The sequence below is a fragment of the Roseivirga seohaensis subsp. aquiponti genome, from assembly GCF_001267955.1.
Lineage (GTDB): Bacteria > Bacteroidota > Bacteroidia > Cytophagales > Cyclobacteriaceae > Roseivirga > Roseivirga seohaensis.
This window is the reverse complement of the sequence record NZ_JSVA01000008.1, coordinates 32,945-45,531: the sequence shown is the minus strand read 5'-3', so window position 1 is coordinate 45,531 and position 12,587 is coordinate 32,945. Positions and strand designations below refer to the sequence as shown.

Below are 12,587 nucleotides of genomic sequence, written 5' to 3'. Positions count from 1 at the left end.
TATTTTTAGCCATGTCTACCGTAATCGCTATTGGAGGAGTTTCAAGGTCAGGTAAATCTACGCTGGCAGATTGGCTTGGAACTCAGCTAAAGAACGCCACAGTGCTCCATCAGGACGATTACGCGCTATCAAAAGATCAGCTACCAAAAATTAAAGACCTGCCCGACTGGGAAGTCCCAGAGTCTATTGATTGGGATGCTTGGCACAAAGCCATCACTCAAGCAAAAAAGCATTATGATTATGTCATCATTGAGGGCATTCTGGTGTTCGCTAATACCAATATCAATGCCTTAATCAACCAATCCATTTTTCTAAATATTGATAAAGAAAACTTCTTAAAAAGAAGGCTAAAGGAAAAACGCTGGGGAAAAGAACCAGAATGGTTTATTGAATATGTATGGGAAGCTCATTTAAAATATGGCCTTCCGCCCAGTGATTTAAAGGCTATTCAAATCAAGGACATCACAACTAACCAATACTTTGAGGTTTTGACGGCAGTAATAAAAGAGCATTGATTTTGCTTTTTTTTGATTACCCTTTCATTTTTTCGGGAGACTGTCGGGAATCGAAAAAATCCGTGATATAGACCGTTTCTTTTTCAATCTTGTAAATGATCTTAAAATGACCCTCTATAATTCTTCTGTGTCCTTCTTTCAAGTCTTTTAGATATTCTTCTTGTTGACCTTTTAATGGATTTATCGCTAAACTATCGGCTCTGTCAAACAGACTGTTTTTTAAACGGGAAGCTTATTCAGGTGAGAGCTTTTGTTTTTCAACAAGGAACTCAAGCGCTTCCTCAAGGCTATTAATAGACTGATCTGTATAAATTACTCTCATATGCCCAGACGGCCCTTAATTTTAGCTTCTGCTTCTTGTCGGCTATGTACCCTTCCTGCCTTAATATCTTCGTTGGCTTTTAAAGCTCTGGAGATAAGTTTTTCCTTTAGGACAGGGTCAGTGCTTTTTCGCTCTTTTTTAAGAACAGATTCCAATTTATCGATAATCGACTCTCTATTTATCGCGAGTACCTCTTCAATAAAATGTAGTTTTCTCGTCTGTAAATCCATACTCAAAGTTAACGTTTTATACAATTTTTGTTGCTGTTACTCAGCGATTATAGAAATCGACTCTTAAAACTTCAGTATGAACCGGCCTTTCTGTTACTCTAAATGATGTACTCAAAGAACATCACAAAACAGATTTCACCAAAGATATACTTGCTGTGCAGGCAAGCATCAAATATCATAGGGGCTAAATTAAACACCTTAGGGTTAAACGTTTTTAAACACCTTGATCAATACGGCTAATACCAAAAGTCCAACAATAATCACAGAATCTAGAGCCAAAATGTATTTCCTTAAGTAATTATCAAGAATGAAAATGTAATCTAGAATAAATACAGCAATGATAGTTAAGTAGTATGGCGACCTTTTCTTTATAATCACCAATGCATCTCTTTTTCCAAATCGCTCAAATGTTCTATAAACGACCACTAGCATTATGACTGGAAGTGAAATAGCCATCATAACTGCGCTCCAGTACAACATTTCACGAAACCCATAAATTACACCTAAGAGCAAAAGCCCAATAATAGATGTGATCAAAAAAGTAGCATCCTCTTTAATTGATTTCACCAATTTCATCTTGTCAATCTTTACTAATTAACTTACCTAATATCCCTTGTAGGAGTTTGATCTACTATGCTCTGATTCGTACCCACCGCCTCCAACAGAATACTTCCCCCTACTTTATTATTGGTTAACACCATCTCTTGAATTTTTCCCTTAATCATTCCAACGATTATTTAGACTTCCTAATTAGCCTCTCAGTATAGAATGTCAAGGCTATCGAACCTAGCAGTAAAATGATCCTTGCTATACCAAATATGTAATCATCGATGGGGAAAAAGATCCCTTGTACTACAACTGCAATTATAATAACATATGATACTCTATTTACTGTTTTCATCATCTAGGCCTCCAACCCTTTTTGAACTATCAACTCTTCCATGGGGAGATTCCCTTCTTCAAGCATCCCCATCCTAAGCTTTCTTTTCTAAAAGTAACGGATTCCTATAAATAGTAACATGTACATCCCAAATTTTGCTTACTCATTAATTTCTCCTACATTAACGTAAAAATTAGTTCTGTATTGAAGAAGATAGTTCAGCCGTTTTTACTGATTACCACTCTCTTATTTGCTATAGGTTGTAGTGCTCCTAAAAAGGAAGTTCCTCAGAAAAAAGTTGAGGAAGTAGAACCAGCCCCAAGGGTACCAATTGCCTCAGTAAACAGTTCGGTACCAAAATACAAAGTATCATTTTCCTCGTTGGAATTGGGCATGCCTATTTCGGAACTCGATCAAAGGGTTTTTAAACATTATGGCGAGTTTTACACCAAAGACTTTTCGGTGTATAGTTTAGACCAAATGGACTATTTGGCCGAATCTCATTATATCAACAATATTGATTTGTTCTTTATCGACAGCCTATTGGTACAAATTCAAGCTTATTTAACTGTAGACAAATCCAATGAGTTAATCAATCAATTTGGCAGGGCTAAATTAGTGATCAACGACTACCATAATAAAACCCTTCTGGAAACAGAAAAGGCGATTACAAAAACCAGTAATGGATATTCTATTAACAAAAACCTAGACCACTACAAATTGAAATGGGTCAGAATAGGTGCCGATATTGAATATGAAGTAAATAAAAAACTTAATACGGATTCTACTAGCGCTAACTTAGCTCGCTTCTCTTCGATGGGAAACCCCAACGGATCAAAATATAAGCTCACCTTTCAGACTAGTGATTTTCAATACCAAATGGCATTAATTGAATGGGAATCCACTCGATAATTAGAATACTAATCAGTTAGTTACGAAGGACTATCGTCTCATTCCTCCAAGGTTGGCTAAGGCTCTTTTTCCTCCCCCCATCTTGTTCATGGTTTTCATCATTTTGCGCATGTCCGCAAACTGCTTCATTAGGTTGTTTACTTCCTGAATAGTTCTTCCGCTACCACTTGCAATTCTCTTTTTTCTACTGCCATCAATCAAATCTGGATTGGCCCTTTCAGCCTTTGTCATCGATTTGATAATGGCCTCAATTGGCTTGAATGAATCGTCATCAATATCTAGTCCTTTTATGGCTTTCCCCATGCCAGGGATCATCCCCAAAAGGTCTTTAATATTACCCATTTTCTTGATTTGCTCGAGCTGAGAAAGAAAGTCTTCAAAGTCGAATTTATTCTGACGAATCTTCTTATTCAGCTTGCGTGTTTCTTCCTCGTCAAAGTTTTCTTGTGCCTTTTCTACCAAGGACACCACATCACCCATACCAAGAATTCTGCTAGCCATCCTATCAGGATAGAAAAGATCGATGGCATCCATCTTCTCGCCAGTAGACATGAACTTGATTGGTTTGTCCACCACCGTTCTGATAGAAAGGGCAGCTCCACCACGGGTATCACCATCTAATTTGGTCAGAACAACACCATCAAAATCGAGACGTTCGTTAAAGGTTTTGGCTGTATTTACCGCATCCTGTCCTGTCATCGAATCGACAACAAACAAGGTTTCGGTAGGATTAAGGGCTCTTTTAAGCTCCTCAATTTCATTCATCATTTGTTCGTCTACCGCCAAACGACCGGCAGTATCCACAATTACAATTTTCTTACCCGTTGCCTTAGCGTGTTTGATCGCGTTGTTGGCAATTTGAAGGGCATTCTTATTCTCTGGCTCGGCATATACCTCTACTCCTACTTGCTCTCCTAACACTTTCAATTGGTCAATCGCAGCGGGTCTATAAATATCACAAGCGGTTAGCAATACCTGACGACCTTGCTTTTTAAGCATATTGGCCAGTTTACCAGAGAAAGTGGTTTTACCCGAACCTTGAAGTCCAGAAATCAAGATGACAGCTGGGTCGCCCTTCACATTGAAGTCGGCCTTTTCGCCCCCCATCATTTTGGTAAGCTCTTCGCTTACAATCTTCACTAAAAGTTGGCCTGGTTTAACAGAAATCAATACGTCACGCCCAAGTGCTTCTTCCTTAATTCTATCCGTTACATCTTTGGCTACTTTAAAGTTAACATCGGCAGAGATTAAAGCCCTTCTGATTTCCTTTACCGTAGAGGCAACGTTAATTTCAGTTATTGTCCCTTGTCCTTTCAGCGTTTTAAACGCCTGATCCAGCTTACCACTTAAATTATCAAACATATTCTCAATTGTAATTGACTGCAAAAATATAAAAATAATCGTCAGCGCGAAGGATGAATTCGCATTGAAAAACCCAAAAAAAACAATTCACCTTTTTAAATACATTTGATATGAAGATATTGGTGCCTTCATAACATTCCCAAACATGATCAAAGTCGATTTTAAGAAGGACGTATTGCCTCATATTGTAGCGATTGCCATTTTTTTAGTGCTTACGCTTATCCTTTTCAAACCCGTTTTTTTTGAAAACAAGAGTTTAACCCAAGGCGATATTTTGCAATGGGAAGGTGGCGCGAAGGAGATTTTGGATTACAGGGCTGAAACTGGCGAAGAAGGCCTTTGGACCAACTCCATGTTTAGTGGAATGCCAGCCTATATGGTGAGCGTGAAATGGGGGAATGAATTGATCAAAACCATGCATGCGGTAATCAGTTTTGGACTACCTCACCCCGTTAGAATCATCTTTGTTTCGATGATTTCTTTCTACATCATGCTCCTTTGCTTTAAAGTGAGGCCTTATTTAGCCATTATTGGCGCAGTCACCTTTGCGCTTTCTTCTTACAATATCATAGGCATAACGGCCGGGCACAATGCTCGAATTTCGGCAGTTTCACTGATGCCATTGGTTATGGGCGGAATTCACCTCTGCTTCACCAGAAATAAATGGCTAGGTTTCAGCCTTACTGCTTTGGCTTTGGCCATGCAAATGCGGGTAAACCACCTTCAAATCACTTATTACTTGGCTTTTATTGTTGCTATTTACGGATTACTTCAGCTGATTCATGCGGCAAAGCAAGGCGAATTAAAGCCTTTTACCCAACGTTTGGGCCTACTGGTTTTAGCGGCAGTTTTAGCCGTAGGCACTTTCTTTGGTGAATTTTATGCGACTTACGAGTACGGAAAATATTCAAACCGAGGTCAGTCTGAATTAACTCAACAAACCGACCAAGACTTAAACGAAGACGGCTTATCTAAAACCTACGCTTTTCAATACAGCAATGGCCTTGCCGACCCCTTCACTTTATTTATCCCAAATGCTTTAGGAGGAAATGATGTATTAGGAACCGACTCAAACAGCGCAGATGTTTTGCGAAAAGCGGGTGCTACTGAAGCCCAAGTAAGACAAACCCTTCCGCAACTTAGAACCTATTGGGGCAAAGAATCGCCAACTACTTACTATGCAGGTGCAATCATGGTATTCCTTTGTGTAGTGGGGATGTTCTTTGTAGAAAGAAGGTATGTGACTTGGCTTGTGGCCGTTTCCATTTTAGGGATTTTAATGAGCTACGGCCGAAACCTACCTAGCCTGAATTACTTTCTCTTCGATTACTTCCCAGGCTATAACAAATTCAGATCGGTGAGTTTCACTATTATGATGCCCATTTTCGGTATTGTTTTCTTAGGAATGTTGGGCCTAGAAAAGGTAATAGACCAAAAACTGAATAAAGCGCAGCAAAAGAAATTATGGATTGCATTGGGCACTACAGGAGGCTTGGCTTTACTATTAGCAATCATTCCAAGTGTATTAGGTTTCAGTTCGGTCTTTGACGGACAGTTACCTGTAGAATACGCAAATGCTCTAAAAGAAGACCGTAAGGATTTATTCCGAAGTGATGCATTCCGAGCCTTTATTTTCATTGCTCTTTTTGCAGGCACTTACTTTTTGTACTCCATCAAAAAACTAGGAAAACCTACGGCTTTCGGACTAATGATTTTGCTTGGGATTTTAGATGTAAGTCTCGTTGCTGGACGTTTTATTGGAGAGGCTAACTTTGCTAAATCGCCAAGAGCGCAGTTTTTTACCGAAACCAATGCAGACAGATATATTAAACAAAACGAAAGTTTAGGAGACCGTGTACTAAACCTCACTTCATCATTTTACAACGCTCAGTCGTCTTACCATCACCATACCATCAATGGGTATCATGGTGCGCGCTTGAGAAGATATCAAGAATTAATCGACAATAACATCTTTCCTGAAATGCAGGAATTGACCGAAAGAATTAAGAATGGCGACAGCAACCTTCGTGGTTTCGAGGTTTTGAATATGTTGAATACCCGTTACTTAATTATAGATCCCAACTCAAATCAAGGTGTTCTGACGAATAATTCAGCGAATGGAGCCGCTTGGTTTGTTGACAATCTATTTAAAGTTAATTCTCCAGATGAAGCTTTTAATAAGATTGGAGATATTGAGACCAAGACACAAGCGATTGTCAATGCTAGCGAATTCGATTTAAAAATTGATGATCCAAGCAGCGAAGGGCAGATTAACTTAATAGACTACCACCCTGGTTATTGGAAATACAACAGCCAGAATTCAGGAGATGGCTTTGCTGTATTCTCTGAAATTTATTACCCAAAAGGGTTTAAAGTAACCATTGATGGTCAGCCAGTAGAAATGCTTCGCGCCAACTATGTGCTTCGTGCATTGGAAATCCCTGCTGGAAATCATGAAATCGTTTTCGAGTTCAAACCTACCATCTACAGTACGGGGAAAATCGTAATGAGGATTTTCTCTATTTTGGTGGTGTTGCTGTTTTTGGGAACAGTTTACTGGAGTTTAAAACCTAAAAAAACTACGCCAGTAACTTAATTAAATAATGTACAATTCTTTCTGAAGCTTTCCCGTCCCAGAACGGAGGAATCTGGCTTTCTTTCCATCTTCCCGTTTGGATTTGAAGGAGAGCCTCCGCCAATGCATTCATATCATTTCCAATGAGTTGGTTACTGCCAATCTCAATGGTTTCTGGTCTTTCCGTATTTGGTCTTAGGGTAAGACAAGGTACTTTTAAATAAGTGGTTTCTTCTTGTATCCCTCCGGAATCTGTAATTACGGCACTGGCTCCCTTCATTAAGAATAGAAACTCTAAATAAGGCAAAGGAGGTACAAAGTGAATATTCTTAAACACTCCTTTATCACTTATTTGAGCTTCTGTACGAGGATGAATTGGGAAGATTACTTTTCTGCCATTAGCGAGCCTGTCTACTGTTTGCAGTAAATTTAATAACTGACTTTGTTGATCTACATTTGATGGGCGATGTAAAGTAAGAAGATAGTAATCATCTAAATTCAAACCTGCGATGCTATCTGGTTTTTTGATTTTATCTAAGGAGTACACTAAACTATCGATCATTGTATTTCCTACCAAAACGATACGGTCATCGCTTACCCCTTCTCGCTTCAAATGTTGATTTGCAATTTCACTGGTGGTAAAAAAGTAATCTGAAATTGAATCCGTCACCAGCCTATTGATTTCCTCTGGCATGGTCATATCGCCTGACCTAAGTCCGCCTTCAACATGTACCACCTTGATATTCATTTTCTTAGCCACAATCGCACAAGCCATAGTAGAATTGACATCTCCTACAACCAAAACGCAGTCCGTAGCGTGCTCCATTAAATACGCTTCAAAGGCCACCATAATTCGGGCTGTCTGTTCAGCATGAGAATGTGAGCCTACATTTAAGTTAACATCTGGAGCCGGAATATTGAGGTCATCAAAAAACGAATCACTCATCTGCTTATCATAATGCTGTCCTGTGTGCACAAGCGCATATTCTATTCGAGGCTTAGTTGACTCGTTATGTGCTTGAATAGCATGAATAATAGGTGAAATTTTAACGAAATTAGGCCTAGCACCAGCGATAAGAGTAATATGCATGTCGGAAATTTATGTAAAAAAACGACCTCATCCCTCATAATCAAAAATTCAATCCTAAATTTGAAGCTATGGGCAAGAAAATCTGCATGCTTCTACACGAATTTTACCCGAATGACATTCGAGTAACCAAAGAAGCAAGTGCACTTATCAAGGCTGGCTTTGAAATACACCTCATATGCTTACAACGGAAAAATGAACAAGATTTCGAAGTCGTTAATGGTATAAAAGTGCACAGGATACCTGTTGCTCAAACTTTTTTCTGGCGAGGCATTTGGGACATCCTTTTGGTTGCTTTCGGCTTCTTCCAACCTAAATTTCATAAAAAACTATTTTGGCTCAACCAAAAAGAGAGCTTCGATGCATTGCATGTTCACGACTTGCCCTTAGCGAAAACAGCTTTACAGCTTAAGCAAAAAAATCCATCGTTAAAGGTGATTCTCGATTTTCATGAAAACTACCCAGAAGCTTTAAAGGTGTGGTTTATGTGGAAAAAGAACCCCCTTATTCGTTTTAAGAACAACTTATTCTTTGACTTCAATAAGTGGTTGAAGTATGAAAAAGAAATGGCTCAATCGGCCGACAAAGTGATTGTAGTGGTTGAAGAAATGGCAGAAAGGATTCATCAGCTTCACAACATTCCATATTCCAAAATCATTACCATCACCAATTCCGAAGGAAAAGACTTCTTAAATCAAGAGTCGTTTGAGGATATTTATGAAAAAAAGGAAGGCGACTTTATACTTGCTTACACTGGAGGTGTAGGGCCTCACAGAGGCGTGGATGTAGCCATTGAAGGCTTGGCATTTCTAAAGCATCACCCTCAAATCAGGTTAGAACTTACGGGTACACTTTCAGCAGCCACCCATAATTGGTTAGAAGAGTTGATTAAGAAGCATGGCATTCAGAATCAAGTAAAAATCAATGGCTATCAGCCCTTTACTAAGTTCTTTTCATACATGGCTTTTGCAGACGTAAACTTGATTCCGCACAACAGAAATGGGCACACCGACAACACTATTCCCCACAAGCTTTATCAGGGCATGATGGTCGGGAAGCCAGTGCTGGTCAGCGATGCGCCACCACTGAAGCGAGTGGTAGAAAAACTCAATAGCGGGTTAGTTTTTGAAGGCGGAAACTCAAAAGATTTCGCAGATAAAGTTGAAGCACTATATTTGAATAAGGTACTTTATCTCCAGCTTGGCAAAAATGGTTATGAAGCCACAGTAAATCAGAACGAAAATTGGGAAGCTACAGGCGAAATACTCATTAACGAATACCAGCAATTACTTGAATCCAATGACTGATAAAAACAAACACATTACCAAGTACAGAAGATTCGAGCAAACCCTTGAATTCATGAAAGCATCTCTTCCGAAAGGAAGTAAAATTTTGGATTTGGGAACTCCAAATGATATGTCGGCATATTTGACAGACTATGGTTACCAAGTAGATAATGCTTATGGCGTGGACTTCGACCTAAACCCCGAAATTATTGCAAAAGAGGGGTATGATGCCGTTACCATGTTTGAAGTATTAGAGCATTTAATCAACCCAATGGGAATTCTTTCTCAAGTAAAAGCACCTAAACTTTTTGCGTCAGTTCCTCTGAGCCTATGGTTTGCAAAAGCCTACCGCAATAAATTAGACGAATGGGATCAACATTTTCATGAATTTGAAGATTGGCAATTCGACTGGCTTGTGGAGAAATCGGGGTGGAAAATTCTTAATAGGGAAAAATGGGTTAGCCCTGTTCAAAAACTCGGTTTCAGACCAATTTTAAGAAAATTCACGCCACGCTATTATATCATCGAGGCGGAAAGATAACCTGTGGGCATCGTAATTAAACAAAGCATTCGTTCTTCAGTCATCGCCTACCTTGGGGTGCTGATTGGTTACATCAATGTACTTTGGCTTTTCCCTTATTTTCTAGAAGCAGATCAAATTGGCCTGTTCAGGTTAATTCAAAGCAGTGCGTTTTTAATGGCAACTTTTGGGCAGTTTGGTTTGAGCTCTGCTTTGGTCAAATTCTTTCCAAAACTGAAAGATCAAAAAGGCTTTCTCAGCTTTATTATTTTAGGAGGAGTTTTTGGCTTCGTTTTATTTGCCACATTTACCTTTCTGTTCAAAACCGAAATAACTGCTTACTTCGCCAAAGAATCAGGGTTGTTTATCGAGTATTTTGGAATTACTCTACTGATTAGCCTTCTACTTATTCAATTTCAATTGTTAGAGGCTTATTGCAGAAGTTTACTAAAAATTGTTATTCCTACACTAATTCGAGACATACAACTCAGGCTTTCCGTCACGGTTCTTGTTGCGCTTTATGCCTTAAACATCATCACTTTTAATGGACTTATTCAGTGGCTATCTGCCGCCTACCTGCTGATGGTGATCACCGTTATTTTTTATCTACGCCAGCTTAAGGCTTTTCAGCTCAGCTTCAACTTTAAATTCATCAACACAGCGCTACTGAAGCAAATCATAACCTATGCGGTTTATATGATGATTGGCGCAGGCGGTACGCAAATCGTGCTACAAATTGATAGTATTATGGTGAGCGGAGCTTTGGGCTTAGATGCCACAGGGATTTACACAGTTGCCTTTTTTATTGGGGTGGTGATTGAAATGCCTAAACGTTCCATTACTCAAATTTCTGCTCCACTTATTTCTCAAGCCTTCGAGAAGAATGATATGCCTGCTGTAGAGAAACTCTATAAGCAAACCTCTATTAACCAAATGATTATAGGAAGCTTGCTGCTTATTGGTATTTGGGCAAATTTAGAAAGCCTCTATTCATTTATCCCCAATGGTGAAGTGTACATTCAAGGCATTAACGTGGTGTTATTTATAGGCTTAGGAAAGCTAAGCGATATGATTTTCGGCACCAATGGAGAAATCATCGTAATGTCCAAACACTACAAATTCAATGTAGTTGCAGTGGGTATTTTAGCCATCCTTACCATTGTGCTTAATTTATTATTGATTCCAAAATATGGAATTGAAGGAGCTGCCATAGCTTCGTTTTTAGCCATGCTTACTTTTAACCTAAGTAAGTTTTTATTCGTTTGGGTGAAATTTAAAATTCAACCGTTTTCAATGGGAAGCATCAAATTACTAGCGATTATTGGTTTGGTACTTTGGGTAAATCAATGGATTCCTACACTGGAGCAAACGCTTTTGGATATCCTTATCCGCTCCACCGTTATTAGTGTTCTACTTGTTGGGCTCACCATTGGGCTCAAGGTATCACAAGAGGTGAATAGTCTTGTATTTGGTTTTTTAAATCGTTTAAAGAAGAATTAGCGAGTACCCAAGGTATATAGTAATTCACTTAACTTTTGTGTTAGGCTTCGTCTTCCAAACTCACATATTCCTTCAGCATTAGAAACCAAATTTCCATTCTTCCAATCTTGATAGGTTTCTCTTAAAAAGGATTTTAACTGATCTGCATCTGTCTGCTCAAACACGCTTCCCGATTTTGTCCTGTCAAGAATTTCCGCCAAATCGCTTTCCTTATTCCCAACACAAAGTATTCTTCGATCGGCACCTAAATACTCAAAGAACTTCCCAGGCAAATGGCCTTTTGCATTTTCGGAATTATTCTGAAGCAATAGCAGTACAGAAGATTGTCTGTACTTCTCTAACACCTCTGTATGAGGTAAATAATTATACTTCTGAATAAGTGGAGCGAGATGAGTATGATCTTGAAATGTAGCCAGCACATCATCGCTGAGAATTCCCACAAACTCAATTTCTAAATCGTTATCAAATTCGTTTGCGGCAACCATTTCATTCAGGGCCTTCCAAAACCATTCTGGATTTCTGAAAACATTGAGCATGCCTACATGACTAATTCTAAATTTATCTGAGTTTGTAACTGAAACGGAAGTCTTAAAATCTTCATCATCAAAACCGTTGGTAATCACTTTTGCTCTTCTGGCTCCTAAGTCTTCAAAATCGTTCTTCCAACTTTCGCTCACAGTCAGCACACAGTCGGCCGCGCGTATTACCTGCTGCTCTAAGCTCTTGTGTTTCCGCCAAACCAATGCAGTCATATTGAATTTCTGAAGAATATCCCATTTCGACCAAGGATCACGGAAATCGGCTACCCAAGTGATGGCTGGATTTTTCATCTTGAGTTTTAGCCCAATCAAATGCATAGAATGAGGTGGCCCGGTGGTAACTATGGTCTGTATGTTGTTACTCTCTAAAATAGAAGCGATGTAATCAACCGAAGGTTTTACCCAAAACACCTTAGGGTCAGGAATAAAAATATTACCTCGAAGCCAAATGGCTAAGCGTGACATAAAGCCCTTCTTCCCTCCTTCTAGTACCTGACCTTGTTTTAATTCTTTTCTTCCAGAAAGCTTTTTGAATATTGAATAAGGTTCCCAAATGGGGAATTTTAAGACCTCGGTTTGTGAAGAAACATCTTTGGCCAAAGATTTATCTTTCAAATCGAAATCAGGATTTTCAGGCGTAAAAATCACTGGTTCCCAACCGTATTCAGGCAAGTATTTAGAAAACTTAAGCCAACGTTGCACTCCACCACCAGCGCTTGGCGGCCAGTAATAGGTAACAATCAAAACTTTTTTATTGACAGAATCAGTCATTGGTCAAATATGATAAGAAAACCGATAATGACATAAAACAATGGGGTATTAAGCCGCTATTAAGGGTTAACTTTGCTTTTGTTCTCAA

At 39.0% G+C, this 12,587-nt stretch carries 12 protein-coding genes and 1 pseudogene; 6 read left to right on the top strand and 7 right to left on the bottom strand.

Translation table 11 applies throughout. From position 1 onward, the window contains the following. Positions 1–11: 11 nt before the first annotated feature. On the top strand, positions 12–515 hold the full coding sequence (locus OB69_RS07140; RefSeq protein WP_053223023.1) for a nucleoside/nucleotide kinase family protein: 504 nt from the start codon (positions 12–14) through the stop codon (positions 513–515). 16 nt (positions 516–531) lie between these two features. On the opposite strand, the pseudogene OB69_RS18975 reads toward OB69_RS07140, so the two are convergent. The 4 genes and pseudogenes from OB69_RS18975 to OB69_RS18915 form a co-directional block, all read right to left on the bottom strand. Further along, positions 532–735, bottom strand: a pseudogene (locus tag OB69_RS18975) (type II toxin-antitoxin system RelE/ParE family toxin); the annotation flags it as partial. Positions 736–833: 98 nt separating this feature from the next. Further along, entirely contained in the window at positions 834–1,067 is a 234-nt protein-coding gene (locus tag OB69_RS07135) for a hypothetical protein (protein ID WP_053223022.1), read from the bottom strand. 204 nt (positions 1,068–1,271) lie between these two features. Continuing rightward, on the bottom strand, positions 1,272–1,643 hold the full coding sequence (locus tag OB69_RS07130; RefSeq protein WP_053223021.1) for a hypothetical protein: 372 nt from the start codon (positions 1,641–1,643) through the stop codon (positions 1,272–1,274). A gap of 23 nt (positions 1,644–1,666) precedes the next feature. Next, complete coding sequence (locus tag OB69_RS18915; RefSeq protein ID WP_262501305.1) at positions 1,667–1,792, bottom strand: hypothetical protein; 126 nt, start codon at positions 1,790–1,792, stop codon at positions 1,667–1,669. A 359-nt stretch (positions 1,793–2,151) separates the two neighbouring features. Between OB69_RS18915 and OB69_RS07125 the strand changes: the two genes are divergently transcribed. Then, positions 2,152–2,859, top strand: a complete 708-nt coding sequence (locus OB69_RS07125) for a hypothetical protein (RefSeq protein ID WP_157608505.1) — start codon at positions 2,152–2,154, stop codon at positions 2,857–2,859. Positions 2,860–2,889: 30 nt separating this feature from the next. Here OB69_RS07125 and ffh read toward each other — a convergent pair whose 3' ends face one another. Then, positions 2,890–4,221 carry a signal recognition particle protein gene (gene ffh / locus OB69_RS07120; protein ID WP_053223019.1) on the bottom strand — a complete coding sequence of 444 codons (1,332 nt, stop codon included), beginning with the start codon at positions 4,219–4,221 and terminating at the stop codon, positions 2,890–2,892. A gap of 145 nt (positions 4,222–4,366) precedes the next feature. Between ffh and OB69_RS07115 the strand changes: the two genes are divergently transcribed. Continuing rightward, positions 4,367–6,817: a YfhO family protein gene (locus OB69_RS07115; RefSeq protein ID WP_053223018.1), complete on the top strand. Its 2,451-nt coding sequence runs from the start codon at positions 4,367–4,369 to the stop codon at positions 6,815–6,817. Here the strand turns inward: OB69_RS07115 and wecB are convergent. Continuing rightward, positions 6,801–7,886: a non-hydrolyzing UDP-N-acetylglucosamine 2-epimerase gene (gene wecB, locus OB69_RS07110; RefSeq protein WP_053223017.1), complete on the bottom strand. Its 1,086-nt coding sequence runs from the start codon at positions 7,884–7,886 to the stop codon at positions 6,801–6,803. The two genes, OB69_RS07115 and wecB, sit on opposite strands and share 17 nt — an antisense overlap. 68 nt (positions 7,887–7,954) lie before the next feature. Between wecB and OB69_RS07105 the strand changes: the two genes are divergently transcribed. Genes OB69_RS07105 through OB69_RS07095 form a run of 3 tightly spaced genes read left to right on the top strand, consistent with a single transcriptional unit; the run spans position 7,955 to position 11,189 of the window. Next, positions 7,955–9,190 (top strand): glycosyltransferase family 4 protein, encoded by a 1,236-nt coding sequence (locus tag OB69_RS07105; protein ID WP_053223016.1) that lies wholly within the window; start codon positions 7,955–7,957, stop codon positions 9,188–9,190. Next, positions 9,183–9,710, top strand: coding sequence for a class I SAM-dependent methyltransferase (locus OB69_RS07100; protein WP_053223015.1), 528 nt, complete (start codon positions 9,183–9,185; stop codon positions 9,708–9,710). The genes OB69_RS07105 and OB69_RS07100 overlap by 8 nt, the downstream gene beginning before the upstream one ends. 3 nt (positions 9,711–9,713) lie before the next feature. Continuing rightward, a complete protein-coding gene (locus OB69_RS07095) occupies positions 9,714–11,189 on the top strand; it encodes an oligosaccharide flippase family protein (RefSeq protein ID WP_053223014.1) in 1,476 nt (491 codons plus the stop codon). Here OB69_RS07095 and OB69_RS07090 read toward each other — a convergent pair. Beyond that, positions 11,186–12,499, bottom strand: a complete 1,314-nt coding sequence (locus OB69_RS07090; protein WP_053223013.1) for a glycosyltransferase family protein — start codon at positions 12,497–12,499, stop codon at positions 11,186–11,188. The two genes, OB69_RS07095 and OB69_RS07090, sit on opposite strands and share 4 nt — an antisense overlap. Between the last annotated feature and the right edge of the window lie 88 nt (positions 12,500–12,587).